Raw genomic sequence first — 19,070 nt, 5'->3', positions numbered from 1 at the left:
CACGCGCGTGTGGCGTACGCCACGCCACGCCCGGAACCGGAGCCGTCCTGGACGTCCGCCAACGAGGGGGAAATTCCGTACGGGGAAGTGGTGAACTGTTATTTGCGCCCCGGATAGAACCCCATGATGACGGGCTCGCGGACAATAGAGCGCAAGGTCATCGGAATTTCCGAATTGGCCCGGAGTAAAACTCGATCTGAGACATAGTCCACATCACATCGTCATCACGAACCCGCGGGATCGACCTGGGCGGACACTCACTCGCTGTAACGTCGATTGGGTGCGTACCGACATCTTTGCCCGCCTGGACCGGGAGCCGGAACCGCCGAAGATAGAGATCCCGCGGATGAGCCGCACCCGTCTCGCCCTCTTCGGCGGGACGTCGGCCTTCTATCTCGCCATCGTCGTGGCCGTGTTGGCCTCGACCTGGCTCGTGATCATCGACTGGAAGGTCATGCTCTTCCGGCCCTACCAGCAGTGGCCGGACCTGCACGCCTTCCTCGACTACTTCGTGGTTCTCGGCCAGCGCGGACCCACAGCCGTGATGGTCGCGGCCTGGCTGGGCTGGCGCTCCTGGCGTCAGCACACCCTGCGACCCCTGCTGGTGCTCGGCGCCTCGCTGCTACTGCTCAACGCGACGGTGGGCGCCGTCAAGATCGGACTGGGCCGTCTCGGCCCCCACTACGCGACGCAGATCGGCTCCGCCGAGCTCTTCGCCGGCGGCGATATATTTCCCTCCGGGCACACCGCGAACGCGGTCGTGACATGGGGAATCCTGGCGTATCTGGCCACCACTCCGCTGGCCAGACGCTATCTGTCGGCCCTGTCGGCGGTGGTCTCCCTGGGCGTCGGCCTGACCACCGTGTACCTCGGTACGCACTGGCTGAGCGATGTGCTGCTCGGCTGGGCGGCCGGGCTGCTGATCCTGCTCGCACTGCCCTGGTGCGAGCCGCTGATCGGCCGCGCGGAGGCCTGGATCCTGTCGCTGCGCGAGCAGTTGCGTGCGCGCCGTCGGCTCGCTCCCTCGCTGCCGGTCGCGGCGGGTGGCCCAAGGCCCGGGATATTCCCGCAGCGTGAGCCTTCACAGGAGCAGGATCCGGCCCGCGAGCCGGTGGCCGCCGTCGGTGGCCGGCCGGCTTCGAACGGCAGGACCACGGCACAGCTCACCCAGCCGAGGTCGCACACGGTGCGCTCCGAGCGGACGCCCATCACCCCGTCCGGCAGGCGCCGTCCGCCGACCTCGCGGCCGGTGACCGGCGGCTGAGTCAGTGTCAGTGGGTTCCGCGGGAAACCCGGCGGAATGTACGGCGAAGGCCCCGACCATGACGGTCGGGGCCTTCGCCGTTCGCGTGCGGGCCTGTCAGCCCGGCCAGCAGCGGATGACGGTGCCGCCCTCCACCTCGAAGTTGAGCCGGCCTTCCAGGTACTCCATCGTGATGATGGCGCCCGGCGGCAGCGATCTGACGGTGCTCCAGCCACGCTCACGAGCCAGCTGCTCGGCACCGTCGGCGGCGAGGCCGACATACGCGTCGGGGTCGTCGTCGGGCTGTGCGGGAGGGGTCGGTGTGGGTGCCATGACACCCACCGTAGGCGGCCGCGGACGGTGACGGAAGCCGGGGCCGAAGGGATGCTTCAGCACTCCCACGTACCTCACCGGTCACGCTTCTGTCACAGGATCACGACACGCGTTTAGCCCATACACAGTCACTCGAACGTGCAGTTCAACGCCGCCCGCACGGTAATTCCACCGACCTTGCTGATCATGCTGAATTCCCCCTGCGGAATTGTTCGCGTCAGGTGCCGGAGGGCGAATTGACAACGGTGAAGAATTCACCAGTTCATTACAGAATCCCCCCACGCGTCCGAACAGTCTTGGCGCGCAATGAGACGAAGTCCGAGCCGCGAACGGCGAGCGAAGGTGATGGGTACGGAGACTGCCCGGGGGGCGATCAGTCCAGGGCACGGGAAAGCCGGTCCCGGACCGCCCTGATGTGCTCGGTCAGCTCCTGCGGCTCGATCACATCGAAGTCCACGCCCATGAGCATCACATGGATGACCAGCACATCCAGGCTCGCGGCCCCGGTGCGCAGCAGACACGTCTTCTCGTCGACCGCCTCGATGGCGCCGTCGGACGGACCGACGAACTCGGCGGCCAGTTCGGCCGAGGTGTGCAGCCGGATGACCGCCTGGGCGGCGTAGGCGTGTGTGGAGACGCCCTTCGAGACATACGCGGCCAGGTCCTCGGCCGGCGGTGTACGAGCAGCGAAGCGCGGGCCGTGCGGCGGCTTCGGGGTGATCCGGTCGGCACGGAACGTACGCCAGTCGCCGCGGTCCAGATCCCAGGCGACGAGATACCAGCGCCGCTCGGTGCACACCAGACGGTGCGGCTCGACGGTGCGGCGGGTGGCGGAGCCGCCATGGTCGCGGTACTCGAAGCGCAGCCGCTCGCTGTCCCGGCACGCGTTGGCCAGTTCGGTCAGCACGCTCGCGTCGACGGTGGAGCTCTGCCGGCCCCGCAGCATCGGCACGGTGAAGGCGTTGAGCGCGCCGACACGGCGGCGCAGCCGGTTCGGCAGCACCTGCTCCAGCTTGGCCAGGGCGCGTACGGAGGTCTCGCCGATGCCCTCGATGCCATGGCCCGCGGCGGTGCGCAGGCCCACCGCGACGGCCACCGCCTCCTCGTCGTCGAGCAGCAGCGGCGGCAACTCGGCCCCGGCGCCGAGCTGATAGCCGCCGCCCGTGCCGGGGCTTGCGTTGACGGGGTAGCCGAGCTCGCGCAGCCGGTCGACGTCGCGCCGGACCGTACGCGGCGTGACGCCGAGGCGGTAGGCCAGATCTGCGCCGGACCATTCGCGGTGGGCCTGGAGCAGCGAGAGCAGGCGCAGCAGTCTTGCCGAGGTCTCCAACATGGTGTCGAGTCTGCCAGCGATTGCGGACAGCAGCTGTCCTCAGATGGCGTGCGTCAGGGCGCTTCGGTGAGGCGTACGCAGAGTTCGTTGTCGCTCGTGTAACAGGGGGCGGCCAGCCAGTTGCCGGACGGCAGCCTCGGGTACACGAAGATGTTCCTCCGGTCCCAGACGTCGTCGAGGATGCGGGCGATCCGTATCCAGGCAGCGTCCGCAGTGGGCCGCAGCCACATGTCCCACAACTCCTGCTTGCCGAGGTGCTGCTCCGCCAGCGGGCCGTACGGCAGGGTGAAGCCGAAGGCTCCGCCGTCGCCGCCCGTCACCGGCACCCGATGCGCCTTGTCGGAGCCGCGCAGCCGAGCCTCGGCGGCGGCCCCTTCGCCCAGTTCGGCTCCGTACAGCACCCCCTCCACCGTCATCGCGCCACGCTCCGGCGCGAGGCCGATCTCCCCTGCCTCGGCGTGCGGCGCCCGCACCCAGCAGCGCACCGCCAGCCGGCCGTCCTCCGTCGGGTAGGGCACGCGCGCGGCGATCCGGTCGGCGTCGGGCGCGCGATCGACCAGCGTGCGCAGGTCCCGGATGCCGGGCTCGACGGCCTCGTCACCGACGTACGCGTCCCAGCGGCCCTCGGCCAGCTCGACCGTGCTGGGCAGTACGGCGCGCGAGCTGCCCTCCCCCGTGGGAGTCAGCGGCAGCCGTGTCTCGTCCTGTGGGCCCGCGCCACCGCGCAGCTTCAGCACCAGCACGGCGTCCGGCGCACCGGCCCCCGCGATGTCGAAGGTGATGCCCCCAGCGGAGTCGGCGATGCAGTCGGCCCGCGGCACCCGCCGCTCGGTGGACGTGGTCATGAGGACTTCTTCCCTTTCCGGATCACGTCGGCGCCCAGATAGCGCAGGGCGTAGGCCCCGTCGTACAGCGTGCCCCGGGCGTGGTGCGCGGCGTCCCGCAGCGCACTGCGCGAGCGGCCCTCGCCGCGCGCGACCAGCTCGGTGAACAGAGCCTCATGGCGCTCGGCGATCCGCGCCGGGTCGAAGCGGGCCGAGGCGGCGAGCGCGGCCTGCCCGGTGCGCCGTCGCAACTCGTCGTTCTCGATCAGCCCGAGCAGCGCGTCGGCGATCGCGTCCACGTCGCCCACCGGCACCAGACGGCCGTCGACGCCGTCCTCGATGATCTCGCGGGGCCCGTGCGGGCAGTCGGTGGAGACGACCGGCAGGCCGCAGCGCATCGCCTCGACGATGGTCATGCCGAACGACTCCAGGCTGGAGGTGACGGCGGCGATCGAGCCCTTGACCCACTCAGGTTCGAGCGGGTTGGCGGGGCCCATCAGTAAGACATGGTTGTGCAGCCCGCGCTCCTCGATAAGGGTGCGCAGCGCGTTCCTCTCGTTGCCGGTCGCGTCTCCGCTGCCGTAGATCCGCAGCCGCCAGTCGGGACGCGCGGCGACCACCTTGGAGAAAGCCTTGACCAGCAGGTCGTACCGCTTGACCTTGGTCAGCCGGCCGGCCGCGACGATCCATTTGCTGGAGGCGTCGGCGGGCCGGAGCGTCGGCGCGGGCACGCTGTTGGGCACGGACTCGATCCGTACGCCGGGCAGTTTCAGCTTGGAACGGTAGGACCGGGCGTCCGCCTCGGTGACGGTGGTGATCGCGTCGAGGAGGGGGTAGCGGTGCCCGATCTCGCGGCGCAGCCGGTAGCCGTGGCTGTCCAGCGTGAGGTGTTCCTGGCCGACGCGGACCGGGCCGCGGCGGGTCTGGCGGGCGATGTGCACATTGAGCCCGGGGCGGGTGCCGACCACGACATCGGCCTCAACGGATCCCAGATGGGCGGCGATCCGGGCGTCGGTGAGGCGGCTGTACTGCTTGTGGCGGCCGTCGCCGCGCGGGAAGACCTTGGCGGGGCGCCTGTAGTCCGGATGGTCGCCGTCGTAGCCGGGGCTGCTCTTGCGCAGATCGACGAGGTGCTTCATGGTGACGCCGGCCGGCGCGCCCATGGTGGGTTCGTCACGGTGGCGGAAGACGGAGACGATCTCGACGTCGTGCCGCTCGGCCAGGGTCTGGGCCAGGTTGAACGTCGTGCGGATCGTCCCGCCGATGCCGTACACGTTGTGGAGCAGAAAAGAGATGTGCATACGCCGCAGCGTCCCCCAGTCTTCATGTGTGCCGCAGTGGACTGTACCTGTCTGTTACGGCTGATAAGGGAGTTGGGGCACGGTGAAGCAGTTCTCGGTCATCTCACCGCCCTGCGTCACCCAGCCCTTGTCGTCCTGCCACCGGGCGACGGACAGACAGGTGCGGCGGGTCTTCGGCGGCTCGGCCAGTTTCTCGTAGCCGACGGGCAACAGCAGACCACGGGCGGTGTACGGCTCGGGGCGGTTGACGAACCGCTCGACGCAGGCGCGCGTGAGATCCGCCGCGCAGGACCGGGCGGCGTCGGTGAACCACATGGCCGCCGCCCAGCCCTCCAGTTGCCACTGGGAGAGCTCGCGGCCCTTCATCGCCTCGCGGAATTCACGTACGGCCGAATGGGTGACGTCGTCGTGGTTGCGGCTCGATCCGGTCACCCACAGTGCGTTGCGGCAGCTCGGCGCGTTCTTGAAGTCCTTCGGTACGGACGAGGCCCAGTTCTGCACATTGGTGACCTTGGCGGTGACGCGTACGCCGACGGCGTCCATCGCCTCGCACAGCTGGGCGTTGCCGTGCGTGTCCATCGCGTCGAAGACCAAGTCGGCGCCCTGCTGCCGGATATCGGCGGCGACGGCACGGAAGTTCGGCAGGGCGAAGTCGACCTGTTCGCCCACGACGCGATAGCCCTCGGCCTTCAGGCCCTGGGTGATCATCCGGGCGTACGCGGCGGATGCGGCCTGGTTGTAGGAGACGACGGCGGCGGTTCGGGCGCCGTGTTCGCGGGCGAAGTAGCGGTAGACCTCGGTTCCGCCGTAGAGGGTGCCGTTCCAGCCGGGCTTGCCGCCTGCGCGGGGGGCGAGGCTGCCGTAGATCCCGTACAGATGCGGATACGTGTCGTACGCGGGGCCGATCGGCTGACCGCCGATGTCGGGTACGCCGGCCTTGGCGACGAGGGGCGCGCCCGCGTACTCCAGCGCGGTGGTGGCCACCAGGGCGAAGACTCTCCGCTCGTCGAGGAGCTTGTGCACGCATTCGTTGTTGCCGACGCCGCTGCCGCCGTCGTCGCAGGTGACGACCTCGATACGGCGGCCGTCGAGTCCGCCCTTCGCGTTGAGCGCGTCGAAGTAGGCCTTCGCTCCGTCGCCGGGACCGCTGAAGGCCGCGCCGCCGACCGGGCTGGTGGCGCTGCGGATGATGCCGACGCGGATCGGCTCGGCGGCGTTGCTGCGGGTGGGTGACGGTGGGCTGTCGAAGTCACTCTCGGGCAGCCGGCTGCCGCAGGCGGCGCCCCCGGTCAGGAGCGCCGCGAGCAGCAGGGCTTCAGCAGCCCGGCGCGGCGGCATTGCCGCTGAGCTCGACCAGGGCGCAGAGCGTCTTCACGGAGACCTTCCAGGTCTGGTCCTGGTAGACCGAGGTGCCCTTGGTGCCGGGCAGGGCAGGGGTGCCGCCGACCAGCAGGTCATAGGTGACGGTGGCTTCGGTGGCGGAGGTGAACTGCACGTCTGTGACCCTGGCCGAGGACTGCGCGGCGTTCTTGTCGCCGCTGAACGCGGCGAGCAGCGGCCGCAGCGCTTCGCCGTTCTCGAGCACCTTGACCTTGGAGTCCGTGGCCGCCTTGGGGTCGAAGAACGTCGTCCAGTTCTTCTCGATCTCGGCCTTCGCGGCGGCGGGGTCGGCGGGGCCGTCCGCGGCCGGGGCGCTGGGCGACGGCGTCGCCGGGGCCGTCACCGACGGGGTGGGTGAGGACTTCGAGCCGCCGCCGCTGTCGTCCGAGCATCCTGCGGCGGCTGGTACGAAGGCCAGGATCGCGACGGCCGCCCATGCGGCGGTCGTCTTGGGCCTGACATGGACCATCTGGCTCACCACCCGTTGTCGGCTTCCAGCGTCTGTCCGTTCAGGGCATAGTGCAAGGAATCGGCGTACATCACCAGTGCCATGACCAGACCGGTGCCAGAGCGGCGGGAGGGCCCCCGGATGCCGACTTCCCGACTGCTGTGGTGGGGCGGGCTCACAGCCGCGACCGGTGGCGCGGTGCTGTGCGTGATCGGCTGGTACGGCGTGTCCGGCGAGCGGTTCGCCGAACGGCAGATCCCCTATCTGGCCTCCTGCACGATGCCGGGTGCGGCGCTGCTGGTGGTGGGGGCGGTGCTGATCGCGGCGGCTTGCCGGGCCGCGGGGGTACGGGGAGAGGCCGGGGCCGGGCCGGAGGAGGCCTCGCCCTTCAGGGATGTACCGGCCTGGGATGCGCCGTCCTCGGACGAACCCCCGCTGTGCGTGCCAGGCGGAACGCTGGCGCACCGCCCCGACTGCCCTCTGGTCGCGGGCAAACCGGAGGCCGAGCCGGTCGGCGACCGGGAGCTCGGCCCGTGCCCCGTCTGCGAGCCCCGGGGCTGACGGGTGAGTTCGCTGACGTACGACCTCACCCTCGCGGGGCTCGCAGTCGGCAGCGCGGCCGCACTCACCGGGATCGGACTGATCGTCACCTACCGGGCGACCGGCGTGCTGAATCTTGCGCACGGTGCGATCGCGATGGTCTGCGCGTATGTGCTGCGGCAGTTCGCGGTGGAGTGGGGCTGGCCGCTGCCGCTCGCCGCGGCGGTGACGCTGCTGGTCGTCGCCCCCGGGATCGGGATCGTCCTGGACCGTCTGGTCTTCCGGCCGATCGCGGTGCTGGACATGGACCCCGGGCGCGCGCTGGTCGCGTCGATCGGGGTGTTCGTCCTGCTCGTCGGGGGCGCGGCGCTGGTGTGGGGCGGCGGGGCGCGGGCGGACGCGCCGGTGCTGCTGCCTGACGACCCGTGGGTGCAGCTGTCGGCCGTACTGCTGCTCGCCGCGCTGGTCACGGCGGTCACCCGGTGGACCCGCTTCGGCCGCGAGCTGCGCGCCGTCGTCGACAACCGTGCGCTCGCGACGCTGGGCGGGATCGACGCGAACAGGGTGTCGGCGGTGGGCTGGGCGTTCGGCTCCTTCACGGCCGGTGTTACGGGTGTGCTGCTCGTTCCGTACGTACGTCTCGATCCGTACGGGCTGCCGCTGCTGATCGTCGAGGTGATCGCGGTCGCGGTGATCGCCCGGATGCGGAGCCTGCCGGTGGCGGTGGCCGCGGCGCTGGCGATCGGCGTGGCCCAGGCGCAGTTGACGCGGCTGCACCCCTCGGGGTGGGGCGAGCCGTTGCTCCAGGCGGTGGGCGCGAACCTCTTCGTGGTGGCGCTGCTGATCGCGGCGCTGGTGCTGCCGGGGGTGGGGGCGCGGGACACCCTCGCGCGCCCCGCCGCGCCCGCGGTACGGGTGCCGGGCGTTGTGTGGCTGGTGGCCGCGATCCTGTTCCTGCTCCCGCTCGGCTTCGCGGGCTCGGACCTGCACACCTCGATCCAGGTGCCGGCGCTGGCGGTGATCCTGCTGTCGCTGGTGGTGGTGACGGGCCGGGGCGGCCAGATCTCGCTGGGCCAGGCGGCGTACGCGGGCCTGGGCGCGCTCTTCACGGCGCTGCTTGCGGCCGGGCGCTTCCCGGGGCTCCCGGCGATGCCCGAACTTCTCGCGCTGGTCGTCGCGGTGCTACTGGTCGCGCCGCTGGGCCTGTTCACCGGCTGGCCGGCGATCGGCCGCCACGGGCTTGCGCTGGCACTGGCGACGCTGGCGGTGGGGGTGGGCGTGAGCCGCTTCGTCTTCGCGCAGCCGTACGCGACGGCGGGGCTGTCACTGTCCCGCCCGGCCGGCCTGTCGTCCGACCGCGCTTTCTACCTGGTCGAACTGGTCGTCCTGGCCGGTGCGCTGCTCGCGGTAGGGGCGCTGCGCCGGGGCCGTACGGGCCGCGCGCTCGCGGCCATGCGCGACCACGAACCGGGCGCGTCGGCGGCCGGCGTCCCGGTCCCCGCGCTCAAACTCCTGGCCTTCGTCACCGGCGCGGCCCTCGCGGCGCTGGGCGGCGGCCTGCTCGGCATGGGCCTGCGCGCCTTCGACCCCTCGGCGTACGACCCGGTGCGCGGCCTGCTCTGGTTCGCCGCGGTGGTAGTCCTGGGCGCGGACAACCTGGTGGGCCCCCTTGTCGCGGCGGCCCTGCTGGTGGGCCTCGACGCGGGAGCTCGCGGCGGTGTCGCGGCGGCGGTCATCGGCATCCTGGCCATCCTGATCGGCCGCTTCCCCAAAGCCCCGAGCCGGACCCTGCGCCGCCTGGGCCCGACCGAGACGGGAAGGGGCACCGCGGCGGGGCCGAGCGGCCGGGCCAAGACCCCGGCTGCCAGGAGGCGTCCACCCGGGCCTGGCGAAGACGGCCCCGGCCCGACCGGGCCCACCCCCGCCCCGGCCACGCCCGCGCACCGCCCCCGCCCCTCCGGGAGCCCGCCGAGCGCCCCCCAGCGGCAGCCAACTCCCCGCGCCCATACCCTCGTCGCTCGACACGTCCGGCTCGCCTACGGCGACTACACCGCCCTCGACGGGGTCGATCTCGTCCTCCCCTCCGGGCAGGTCACCGCCCTCATCGGGGCCAACGGGGCCGGGAAAAGCACCCTCTTTCACTGTCTGTGCGGGACCCTCCGGCCCGATTCCGGGCGGGTCGAGCTCGACGGCGTCGACATCACCCGGCACGCCGCCCACGCGCGCACGCGGCTCGGAATTGCCAGGACGTTCCAGCAGCTCGCCGTGTTCCCGTCGTTGACCGTCGAGGAGAACGTACGTATCGGCGCCGAGCAGGGACGCCGACGCGACCGCGAGGCCGTCGGGCCCGTGCTCCGGCTGCTCGGGCTCGACGGGCCCGTCCGGCACCGGGCCGCCGCCGGGCTGTCCACCGGGACGTTGCGGCGTACCGAGTTGGGGCGGGCGCTCGCCGGGGGGCCGCACACGCTGCTGCTCGACGAGCCCGCCGCGGGACTCGACGCCGTGGAGGCGGAGGGGCTCGCCCGGATCCTCGGCGCGCTCGCCGCGGACGGGATGGCCGTGCTCGTCGTCGAGCACGATCTCGATCTCGTCACGCGCATCGCGCACACCGTGCATGTCATGGCGGCGGGGCGGATCGTGCGATGACCGTCGAGATCGAGCTGCGCGCCGCCCGCGTACGGTACGGCCCCCTGGAAGCCCTGCACGGCGTCCACCTCCCCGTACCCGCCGACGCCCTCACCGTACTGATCGGGCGCAACGGCTCCGGCCGTACCACCGCGCTGCGCGCCCTCGCCGGGACCGTGCCGCTCGCCGCCGGCCGGGTGGTGTGGCGCGGCAGCGACGTGACCGGTCTCCGCGCCGACGAACGGGCCCGCCGCGGCCTGTGCTTCGTACCGGATCTTCGCGCGGTGTACGGCACCCTCACCGTCGCCGAGAATCTCGAACTGTCCTCGGTGGACGGGGACTTCACCCAGGCCATCGACGGCTATCCCGCACTCCGTCCGCTCCTCGGGCGACGCGCGGGCACCCTCTCCGGCGGCGAGCAGCGCATGCTCGCGGTCTCCCGCGCCCTGCTCTCACCCGCTCGTGTCGTCCTCGTCGACGAGCCCGCCCAGGGCATGGCACCGCCCGTCGCGGCCCGTACCTACGAACTTCTGCGCGCCCTCGACGCCGCCGTCGTCATCGCGGAACAGCGCCTGCCATCCGGCCTGAGCGGCGTCCGGACGCCCCCGGTCCTCGTCCATGAACTGCGCCGCGGCTCCGTCGTATTCAGAGGAGAGCCTGCCGAGCTCAGCCCGGAATGACCAGCATCATGCCCACCTGGAGCAGGTGCGGAGAGCTGCCGATCGTGGCCTTGTTCGCCGCGTACAGCGCCTGCCAGCCGCCCTTGGCGCCGAAGCGCCCGGCGATCGCGGAGAGCGTGTCGCCGGGCTGGACCGTGTGGACACGGCCGCTGAGGCCGTACTTCTTGGCGCAGACGGGCCATGCTTCCCATCCCTGTGTACGCAGCACCTCCTCCGCGACCTTGATCTGCTGTTCGCGGGTGGCGAGGTCGGCGCGCGGCGCGTAGACGAGGCCGCCGTGCTCCTCCCAGGTGGGCTGCCAGAACTGCAGTCCGCCGTAGAAGCCGTTGCCGGTGTTGGCGTTCCACCGACCGCTGCTCTCGCACGTGGCGAGACAGCTCCACGGCCATCCCCTTGCGACACAGGCGGCCGGTCCGGAGCCGACGCCGACGCCGATGCCGGGGCTTCCGGGTGCGGGCGGCGGCGGAAGCGGAGGCGCGGCGTACGCGCCGCTCAGGGGCACCAGTGCCAGCAGCAACGCGGCAGCCGTCGCTGTCGGCCAGAAGCGGATCTTCGACATCGGGTCACGCTAGGCAGCGCGGCCCCGCGAGAGCCGGTGCCGCGCGCGGGCGGCAGGCAGCCCCACCCGGTCGGACCCGGGCGGGGCTGCCGAAGGGCACCTCAGAGCGCGAGCCGCTGCCCGGGCACGATGAGGTTCGGATCACCGCCGATGACGGCCTTGTTGGCGGCGTACAGGTCGCGCCAGTAGGTGCCGTGCGCCGACGCGACCGCGCTCAGGGTGTCGCCGCGCCGGACGGTGTAGTCGCCGCCCCGGGCGCTGCCGCGTTCGGTGTGGGCAACTGCTCGCTCCGGCGCCTTTGCCTCGGCCGCGGACCTGCCCTTCGTTCTGGCCTTGTGGGCCGTGGACTTGGGAGCGTCGGCCTTCTGTGCCGCCGGCGCCTTGCCGTACGCCCCGGCCCGCGCCGCGCAGGTGGGCCATGCGCCCCACCCCTGCGCCCGCTGGACCTTCGCGGCGACAGCGATCTGCTGCCCCTTGCTCGCCCGGTCCGCGGTGGACGCGTACGCCCCGCCGCCGTAGGCGCGCCAGGTCCCGGCGGAGAACTGCAGCCCGCCGTAGTAGCCGTTGCCGGTGTTGATGTGCCAGTTTCCGCCGCTCTCGCACGCTGCGATGCGGTCCCATACCCCTTCGTCCGCCGCCCGGGCCTCGCCCGTCGTCGCGGCGAGCAGAGCCAGCGGCGCCACCAGTGCTGCGCTAACCAGCGCCGCCGTGTCACGCCTGCGTATGGAACGGGAACTCGTGAACATCAAATCCCTCTCGAAGGACCCGGGGTCCCCCTGGGCGGTGCCGACTTCGGCGCATCCGGCGCCGTGCGTCAGCTCCGCCTCGCCCACCTGAGGTCGGTCGTTCTGTGCTGCTGCTGCGCCGTACTGGCTGTACGGCCGGCGGGCTGTCCCGGGCGGTGCTCTCTGCACACGGCGGAGGAATCTAGGCAGCTCAACACCGCGGTATCAACCAATCCCCTGTCATTCCAGGCCAGTTGCCCGTTACTCGCAGTATCGGCGAAATCCGGCCACCCACTTGATTCGCTGATTTCATGATTTGTCGACCTGGTGGCGAGGGGTTCTGTGACCCGCTTCACCGGACCAAGTTCCGTGTAATCAGCAGCCGTTGACATGGAGTAACCAATTCCGCCCGCGGTTTCACTGCCTGCATCGGACGGTGCGATTCCGTTCCATTTCACGCGTGACTCCGGCCACAGATCACCCGTTGAACCTTTACGAGCCGGGAACCGCCCGGCGCACGCAACAAGTTCCGAGGAGCCACCCGTGCCGCGCATGCTCGACGTCAGCGAGGACGTACGCGCCGAGATCGGCGACGAAGAAGCCGACCGGCTGCTCGCCGGCGAGAACGCCCCGGGCAGCTACGACTGCACTTCCTGCCGTACCCCGGGCGACTCCGAGCAGGAACGCACCAGCACCGTGCTGTTCGTCGGCGAGGAGACCGCCGTTCTCGCCTTCGCCCACGCCACCTGCATCCCCTCGCAGGTCGTCCAGGTCGCCGAGGACCAGCTGCAGGGCGCCGTTCGGTCCATCACCGGCGACGAGTCACAGATCCCCGGCGGCGGTCCGCAGCAGGCCGTCCTCGGCATCACCAGCGGTCTCGTACTGATCGACGGCGATCTGCACCCCGCCCTGGTCGTCGAGCCGACCGCACCCATCGCCCGCCCCGGCACCGCCGGCTTCGGCGGCGACGACTTCCTCCCGCTCCTCATCGAGCAGGGCTTCCAGCCGGTCTCCGACATGAACCGGCGGCCCGGCCGGCTCCCCGGCTGGTCCGTCCTGGTCGCCATGGGACAGCTGCACGCCGTGCTCCAGCCCGGCACCGGCGGCGGCAGCCCGGTCGCCTGGTGGCAGGCCCATCAGCCGCTCCAGGTCACCGACGGATGGCGCGCGGCCGCCAACAAGTCGCACACGGTGCTCGTCTTCGCCGCCCCGGTCGGCTCGATCGGCCAGCAGCCGCGCGAGGACCTGCTGCGCGAGGCGCTGGAGAAGGCCGCGGCCGGCGGGCGCCTGGTGGCCGCGGCGATGCCGCTCGCCGGCACGTGACGACGCCAGGGTGCGGAAACGTACCCCGGGCGCACGTTTCGTACGTCCCTCGGAAGAATGCAGCTCCGCGCCCGCATCCGTCCGACGGCGGGGGTCGTTGCAGGTACGTGCACTCATACGACCCCTCCCGCCAGCCGTACCAGAGTCAGATCCCCGCCATGCGTCCCGCGCGTGACGCGACGGTCGGCCACTCGCCCACGCCCATCTACGACACGCTGTACTCCGAGTACCGCAGGGCGTTCAGGGCGCTGCCGGGCGACCGGAGCGGCGAGGAGGATCTCGACTTCAGGGCCTTCGGCACCGGGCTGCACAGCAGCCGAAGCGGGTCATCGGGCCATACGAGCCACCCGGGGGCGGGCTGGCAGCCGTACCCGCTGAGTCGGCCGCACAACGGGAACCATGTCCCGGCGGCGCTGCCGCCGGGTCCCCGCCGGGGTCTGTGACCCCGGGACGACATGGCGCTGCCCCGGGCCGTTCACCGGTCCGGGGCAGCGCCATTGCCACGCGTTCAGGTCACTTCTTGCGGCCGCGCTTCTCGCGCACCCGCACCGAGATGTGGATCGGGGTGCCCTCGAAGGCGAACTCCTCGCGCAGCCGGCGCTCGACGAAGCGGCGGTAGCCGTGCTCCAGGAAGCCGGAGGCGAAGAGCACGAACCGCGGCGGCTTGGTGCCGGCCTGGGTGCCGAAGAGGATGCGGGGCTGCTTGCCGCCGCGGATCGGGTGCGGGTGGGAGGCGACGATCTCACCGAGGAAGGCGTTCAGCCGACCGGTCGGGACACGCGTCTCCCAGCCCGCGAGGGCCGTCTCGATCGCCGGGACCAGCTTCTCCATGTGGCGGCCGGTACGGGCGGACACATTGACCCGCGGCGCCCAGGCGATCTGCCCGAGCTCCGTCTCGATCTCGCGCTCCAGGTAGTAGCGGCGCTCCTCGTCGAGGTTGTCCCACTTGTTGAACGCGACGACCATCGCACGCCCGGCCTCGACGGCCATGGTGATGATCCGCTGGTCCTGAACGCTGATGGACTCGGTCGCGTCGATCAGGACGACCGCGAGCTCCGCCTTCTCCACGGCGGCGGCGGTACGCAGGGAGGCGTAGTAGTCCGCGCCCTCCTGGAGGTGGACCCGGCGCCGGATGCCGGCCGTGTCGATGAACTTCCAGGTGACACCGCCGAGTTCGATGAGCTCGTCGACCGGGTCGCGGGTGGTGCCGGCGATCTCGTTGACGACCACCCGGTCCTCGTTCGCCACCTTGTTGAGCAGCGAGGACTTGCCGACGTTCGGGCGGCCGATCAGGGCGATGCGGCGCGGGCCGCCAACGGCGTTGCCGAAGGTCTGGGCCGGGGCGTCGGGCAGCACCTCCAGGACGGCGTCGAGCATGTCGCCCGTACCGCGGCCGTGCAGGGAGGAGACGGGGTGCGGCTGGCCGAGGCCGAGCGACCACAGGGCGGTGGCGTCCGCCTCGCCGCTGGGTCCGTCGACCTTGTTGGCGCAGAGCACGACGGGCTTGCCGGCCCGGCGCAGCAGCTTGACGACGGCCTCGTCGGTGTCGGTCGCGCCGACCGTGGAGTCCACGACGAAGACGACCGCGTCGGCGGCCTCGATGGCGTACTCGGCCTGGGCGGCGACGGATGCGTCGATGCCGAGGACGTCCTGCTCCCAGCCGCCGGTGTCGACGACCTTGAAGCGGCGGCCGGCCCACTCGGCCTCGTAGGTGACGCGGTCGCGGGTGACGCCGGGCTTGTCCTCGACGACGGCCTCACGGCGTCCGATGATGCGGTTCACCAGGGTCGACTTGCCGACATTGGGGCGGCCGACGACGGCGAGGACGGGCAGCGGGCCGTGACCGGCCTCGCCGATCGCGTGCTCGACGTCCTCGACGTCGAAGCCCTCGTCCGCGGCGAGCTCCATGAACTCCGCGTACTCGGCGTCGCCAAGCGCTCCGTGCTCGTGCTCGTCGCCGGAGTGGATCTGGTCGTTCATGAAGTGCTTACCTCGTTAAGTTGCATCATCGATGGACCGCTCGTCGCGCGATCCACTACTAAAGTCTCGCCTAGCGCCCGGTGAGGCGCTTGGCGTCTTCCAGGTGGGCGGTCAGCCGATCCTGGATACGCACGGTGGCTTCGTCCAGCGCCTTGCGCGTGCGGCGGCCACTGCTGTCACCCGCATCGAAGGCGTCACCGAAGACGATGTCGACCCGGCTGCGCAGCGGAGGCAGTGCCCGTATCAACCGTCCGCGGCGCTCAGTGCTTCCCAGCACCGCCACCGGGACGATCGGGGCGCCGGAGCGTACGGCGAAATACGCGAGCCCGGCGCGCAGCGAGGCGAAGTCTCCCTCGCCCCGGGTGCCCTCGGGGAAGATCCCGAGGACGCCGCCGTTCTCCAGCACGCCGAGGGCGCCCGTGATGGCGGTGCGGTCGGTGCTCGTACGGTCCACCTTCAGCTGACCGATTCCCAGCAGGAAAGGGTCGAGGGGGCCGACGAACGCCTCCTTCTTGATCAGGAAGTGCACGGGCCGGGGAGCGGTGCCCATCAGCATCGGCCCGTCGATGTTGTGCGAGTGGTTCACGGCGAGGATCACGGGGCCGGTCGCCGGAACCCGCCAGGCGCCGAGTACCCGCGGCTTGAACAGTCCGTACATGAGCCCGATGCCGATGCCCCGACCGACCGCCGCGCCCTTCTTCGAGGGTACGGTCACCGGGCGGCTCGCTTATCTGTGGTGCCGGTCGCGCTCCGCCTCGGCTCCGCTCCGGCCGAGTGCTTCTCCCTCGTCCCTCGGTCGGAGCCCTCAACCTGCGCTGCGTCTCGGCTGCGCCGCTCCTCGACGAGGGTGACGACGCACTCGATGACCTGCTGCAGGGTCAGGTCGGTGGTGTCCACCTCGACCGCGTCGTCAGCCTTGGCGAGCGGGGACGTCTTACGGCTGGAGTCGGCCGCGTCCCGCTTGATCAGGGCTTCCTTCGTGGTCGCGACGTCGGTGCCCTTCAGCTCCCCGCTGCGGCGGGCGGCGCGGGCCTCGGGCGATGCGGTCAGGAAGATCTTCAGGTCCGCGTCCGGCAGGACGGTGGTGCCGATGTCGCGCCCCTCGACGACGATGCCGGTCGCGGCGGCCGAGGCGATGGAGCGCTGCAGCTCGGTGATCCGGGCCCGCACCTCGGGGACGGCGCTGACCGCGCTCACCTTGGAGGTGACCTCGGGCGTACGGATCGGCCCGGCGGCGTCCACGCTGTCCACGGTGATGGTGGGGTTGGCCGGGTCGGTGCCGGAGACTATGGCGGGCTTGCAGGCGGCGGTGGCGATCGCGGCCGGGTCCTGGAGGTCGACGCCGTTACTGATCATCCACCAGGTGATCGCGCGGTACTGGGCGCCGGTGTCGAGATAGCTCAGCCCCAGCGCTGCGGCGACCGCCTTGGAGGTGCTCGACTTGCCCGTGCCGGAGGGGCCGTCGATGGCGACGATCACGGATTCCACGGTGTCGGACACCTTCCTGGTACGCGGAGAGGGCAGGCGGAATTGCCGGTGGGCCCTGAACAAGGTTACCGAGTACTTGGGGCCGCCTTTACACACGGATGGCGGCGCCACCGGGGCTCCGCCCCAGACCCCGGTCCTCAATCGCCGGACGAGCTGAATTTTCAGCCCGTCCGGCGGGAAATCAAGACCCTCCGGCGCCGGAGCGGTGGCTACTGGCGGATCGACCGGCCCCCCGCCCCTTTTCCGACGCCGTGGTCACTGGCGGATCGACCAGCCCCGCTCCCGCAACGACGCCGTCAGCACCGTCGCCGCCGCCGGCTCCACCATCAGCTGGACCAGGCCCGCCTGCTGGCCCGTCGCATGCTCGATGCGGACGTCCTCGATGTTCACACCCGCCCGGCCCGCATCCGCGAAGATCCGCGCCAGCTCGCCCGGCTGGTCGCTGATCAGGACCGCCACGATCTCGTACGACGTCGGGGCCGCGCCGTGCTTGCCCGGGACGCGGACGCGGCCCGCGTTGCCCCGGCGCAGAACGTCCTCGATGCCCTCCGCGCCGTCCTGGCGCTTGGACTCGTCGGAGGACTGAAGGGACCGCAGCGCCTGGACCGTCTCGTCCAGGTCCGCCGCGACTCCGGCCAGCACGTCGGCTACCGGGCCCGGGTTCGCGGAGAGGATCTCGACCCACATCCGGGGGTCGGACGCCGCGATCCGGGTGACGTCGCGGATGCCCTGGCCGCAGAGCCGTACCGCCGTGTCGTCCGCGTCCTCCAGCCGGGCCGCGACCATCGAGGAGATCAGCTGCGGGGTGTGGGAGACGAGGGCCACCGCCCGGTCGTGGGCGTCGGCGTCCATGACCACCGGGACGGCCCGGCACAGCGCGACCAGCTCGAGGGCGAGGTTGAGCACCTCGGTGTCCGTGTCGCGCGTGGGCGTCAGCACCCACGGGCGGCCCTCGAATAGATCCCCGGTCGCCGCCAGCGGACCCGAGAGCTCCTTGCCCGCCATCGGATGCGTGCCGATGTACGCGCTCAGGTCCAGGCCCAGCGCCTCCAGCTCGCGCCGCGGCCCGCCCTTGACGCTCGCCACGTCGAGGTAGCCGCGCGCGGTCCCGGCGCGCATCGCGTCGGCCAGCGCGGTGGCGACATGCGCCGGCGGAACGGCGACGATCGCGAGGTCGACCCGGCCCTCGGGCGGGTCGTCCGTCCCCGCGCCGAGCGCGGCGGCGGTACGGGCCCGCTCCGGGTCGTGGTCCACAAGGTGCACGGCGACTCCGCGCCCCGCCAGGGCGAGGGCCGCGGACGTGCCGATCAGGCCGGTTCCGATGACGACGGCGGTTCTCACTGGGCGATGTCCTTGCGCAGGGCGGCCGCGGCACCGAGGTACACGTGCGCGATCTCCGACTTGGCCAGATCCGACTCGACGTGCGCGAGGATCCGTACGACACGGGGCATCGCCCCGACGATGTCCAGCTCCTGCGCGCAGATCAGTGGTACGTCGACGATGCCCAGCTTGCGCGCGGCGGCCGCCGGGAAGTCGCTGTGCAGATCCGGCGTGGCCGTGAACCAGACGCTGATCAGATCGTCCGTGCCCAGCCCGTTCCGCTCCAGGATGGCGGTGAGCAGTTCACTGACCTGCTCGTCCATGTGTCCGGCCTCGTCCCGTTCCAGCTGGACAGCTCCCCGGACCGCTCGTACCGCCACGTCGTGCTCCTTAACTGTGCGAGTGCTCCGTCAAGCGTAGTCAGGGACCGGGGTACACGGCTGCGGCGACCACCCCTCGAGCGCGGGCTGCCCTGCGCTACAACTGGCGGCATGCTCTTTCATGTCGTTCCGGTGGACCAATGGACGGCGGACGTGGACCGTCCCTACGCCCCGGCCTCCCTGGCCACCGAAGGTTTTGTGCACTGCTCGCCCGACGGGCCGGCCGCGCTCGCCATCGCCGACGGCCTCTACCGGGACGTGCCGGACCTGCTGGTTCTCCAGATCGACGAGGCGGAGCTCGCCGCAGAGATCCGCTGGGAGGGTTCTGAGGACATGCTCTTCCCGCATGTGTACGGGCCGATCGAGCGGGCTGCCGTCACCGCGGTGCTTGCGGTGTGCCGGGACGCGGACGGGCACGCGCGGGAGCTCACCCCCTGGGCCTGACGGTCCGGCCGGAGGACCAGGGCTGGATGCCGGCCCTCCGCGGCCCTCGCGGACTGGGCTGTCAGACGTACAGCACGCGCCTGATGCGGCACACGCTGCCCGGTTGCTTCGTCTTCGGCGCTTTGAGCGCCAAGATGCTCGGTG

The 19,070-nt window shown here is 71.4% G+C and carries 19 protein-coding genes and 2 pseudogenes; 8 read left to right on the top strand and 13 right to left on the bottom strand.

Translation table 11 applies throughout. From position 1 onward, the window contains the following. Window positions 1–280: 280 nt before the first annotated feature. Entirely contained in the window at window positions 281–1,264 is a 984-nt protein-coding gene (locus tag ACH492_RS22750) for a phosphatase PAP2 family protein (RefSeq protein WP_398989305.1), read from the top strand. A 96-nt stretch (window positions 1,265–1,360) separates the two neighbouring features. Here the strand turns inward: ACH492_RS22750 and ACH492_RS22745 are convergent, their stop codons facing one another. The 6 genes from ACH492_RS22745 to ACH492_RS22720 all read right to left on the bottom strand — a co-directional run bounded on the left by ACH492_RS22745 (window position 1,361) and on the right by ACH492_RS22720 (window position 6,883). Then, window positions 1,361–1,576, bottom strand: a complete 216-nt coding sequence (locus ACH492_RS22745; protein WP_398989303.1) for an I78 family peptidase inhibitor — start codon at window positions 1,574–1,576, stop codon at window positions 1,361–1,363. Between the two features lie 373 nt (window positions 1,577–1,949). Beyond that, the gene (locus tag ACH492_RS22740) at window positions 1,950–2,909 is read right to left on the bottom strand and encodes a helix-turn-helix transcriptional regulator (RefSeq protein WP_398989301.1); all 960 of its coding nucleotides are present in this window, start codon (window positions 2,907–2,909) and stop codon (window positions 1,950–1,952) included. Window positions 2,910–2,962: 53 nt separating this feature from the next. Continuing rightward, a complete protein-coding gene (locus ACH492_RS22735; protein WP_398989299.1) occupies window positions 2,963–3,754 on the bottom strand; it encodes a hypothetical protein in 792 nt (263 codons plus the stop codon). Then, the gene (locus ACH492_RS22730; RefSeq protein ID WP_398989297.1) at window positions 3,751–5,034 is read right to left on the bottom strand and encodes a glycosyltransferase family 4 protein; all 1,284 of its coding nucleotides are present in this window, start codon (window positions 5,032–5,034) and stop codon (window positions 3,751–3,753) included. The genes ACH492_RS22735 and ACH492_RS22730 overlap by 4 nt, the downstream gene beginning before the upstream one ends. 54 nt (window positions 5,035–5,088) lie before the next feature. Further along, window positions 5,089–6,372 carry an ABC transporter substrate-binding protein gene (locus ACH492_RS22725; protein WP_398989295.1) on the bottom strand — a complete coding sequence of 428 codons (1,284 nt, stop codon included), beginning with the start codon at window positions 6,370–6,372 and terminating at the stop codon, window positions 5,089–5,091. Further along, entirely contained in the window at window positions 6,350–6,883 is a 534-nt protein-coding gene (locus tag ACH492_RS22720; protein ID WP_398989293.1) for a hypothetical protein, read from the bottom strand. Before ACH492_RS22720 ends, ACH492_RS22725 begins: the two co-directional genes overlap by 23 nt. Before the next feature lie 120 nt (window positions 6,884–7,003). Here ACH492_RS22720 and ACH492_RS22715 point away from each other — a divergent pair, with 120 nt between their 5' ends. The 3 genes from ACH492_RS22715 to ACH492_RS22705 are packed head-to-tail and all read left to right on the top strand — an operon-like array spanning window position 7,004 to window position 10,707. Continuing rightward, window positions 7,004–7,423 carry a hypothetical protein gene (locus tag ACH492_RS22715; protein WP_398989291.1) on the top strand — a complete coding sequence of 140 codons (420 nt, stop codon included), beginning with the start codon at window positions 7,004–7,006 and terminating at the stop codon, window positions 7,421–7,423. A gap of 3 nt (window positions 7,424–7,426) precedes the next feature. After that, a complete protein-coding gene (locus tag ACH492_RS22710) occupies window positions 7,427–10,048 on the top strand; it encodes an ATP-binding cassette domain-containing protein (protein WP_398989289.1) in 2,622 nt (873 codons plus the stop codon). After that, a complete protein-coding gene (locus tag ACH492_RS22705) occupies window positions 10,045–10,707 on the top strand; it encodes an ATP-binding cassette domain-containing protein (protein ID WP_398989287.1) in 663 nt (220 codons plus the stop codon). The genes ACH492_RS22710 and ACH492_RS22705 overlap by 4 nt, the downstream gene beginning before the upstream one ends. Here ACH492_RS22705 and ACH492_RS22700 read toward each other — a convergent pair. Next, window positions 10,694–11,266, bottom strand: coding sequence for a transglycosylase family protein (locus tag ACH492_RS22700; protein WP_398989285.1), 573 nt, complete (start codon window positions 11,264–11,266; stop codon window positions 10,694–10,696). The two genes, ACH492_RS22705 and ACH492_RS22700, sit on opposite strands and share 14 nt — an antisense overlap. 101 nt (window positions 11,267–11,367) lie before the next feature. Next, complete coding sequence (locus ACH492_RS22695; RefSeq protein WP_398989283.1) at window positions 11,368–12,012, bottom strand: transglycosylase family protein; 645 nt, start codon at window positions 12,010–12,012, stop codon at window positions 11,368–11,370. A gap of 522 nt (window positions 12,013–12,534) precedes the next feature. Here ACH492_RS22695 and ACH492_RS22690 point away from each other — a divergent pair. Together ACH492_RS22690 and ACH492_RS22685 are read left to right on the top strand one after the other, a co-directional pair. Continuing rightward, on the top strand, window positions 12,535–13,314 hold the full coding sequence (locus ACH492_RS22690) for a hypothetical protein (RefSeq protein WP_398989281.1): 780 nt from the start codon (window positions 12,535–12,537) through the stop codon (window positions 13,312–13,314). Between the two features lie 158 nt (window positions 13,315–13,472). Beyond that, complete coding sequence (locus tag ACH492_RS22685; RefSeq protein ID WP_398989279.1) at window positions 13,473–13,757, top strand: hypothetical protein; 285 nt, start codon at window positions 13,473–13,475, stop codon at window positions 13,755–13,757. 70 nt (window positions 13,758–13,827) lie between these two features. Here ACH492_RS22685 and der read toward each other — a convergent pair whose 3' ends face one another. From der to aroH, 5 genes and pseudogenes are all read right to left on the bottom strand, one after another. Next, complete coding sequence (gene der, locus ACH492_RS22680) at window positions 13,828–15,294, bottom strand: ribosome biogenesis GTPase Der (protein WP_398989277.1); 1,467 nt, start codon at window positions 15,292–15,294, stop codon at window positions 13,828–13,830. A 70-nt stretch (window positions 15,295–15,364) separates the two neighbouring features. After that, window positions 15,365–15,952: a lysophospholipid acyltransferase family protein gene (locus ACH492_RS22675; RefSeq protein WP_398989738.1), complete on the bottom strand. Its 588-nt coding sequence runs from the start codon at window positions 15,950–15,952 to the stop codon at window positions 15,365–15,367. Window positions 15,953–16,122: 170 nt separating this feature from the next. Beyond that, window positions 16,123–16,794, bottom strand: a pseudogene (gene cmk / locus ACH492_RS22670) ((d)CMP kinase); the annotation flags it as partial. Window positions 16,795–17,037: 243 nt separating this feature from the next. Further along, window positions 17,038–18,123: a prephenate dehydrogenase gene (locus ACH492_RS22665; RefSeq protein WP_398989275.1), complete on the bottom strand. Its 1,086-nt coding sequence runs from the start codon at window positions 18,121–18,123 to the stop codon at window positions 17,038–17,040. After that, a complete protein-coding gene (gene aroH / locus ACH492_RS22660) occupies window positions 18,120–18,482 on the bottom strand; it encodes a chorismate mutase (protein ID WP_307664353.1) in 363 nt (120 codons plus the stop codon). The genes ACH492_RS22665 and aroH overlap by 4 nt, the downstream gene beginning before the upstream one ends. A gap of 111 nt (window positions 18,483–18,593) precedes the next feature. Here aroH and ACH492_RS22655 point away from each other — a divergent pair, with 111 nt between their 5' ends. Next, on the top strand, window positions 18,594–18,926 hold the full coding sequence (locus ACH492_RS22655; RefSeq protein ID WP_398989273.1) for a DUF952 domain-containing protein: 333 nt from the start codon (window positions 18,594–18,596) through the stop codon (window positions 18,924–18,926). 26 nt (window positions 18,927–18,952) lie between these two features. After that, window positions 18,953–19,054: pseudogene (locus ACH492_RS22650) on the top strand (hypothetical protein); the annotation flags it as partial. Between the last annotated feature and the right edge of the window lie 16 nt (window positions 19,055–19,070).

This window comes from Streptomyces sp. NPDC019443 (assembly GCF_044389785.1).
Taxonomy (GTDB): domain Bacteria; phylum Actinomycetota; class Actinomycetes; order Streptomycetales; family Streptomycetaceae; genus Streptomyces.
Note: the sequence above shows the minus strand (reverse complement) of the source record. Positions and strands in the feature narration are given on the sequence as shown.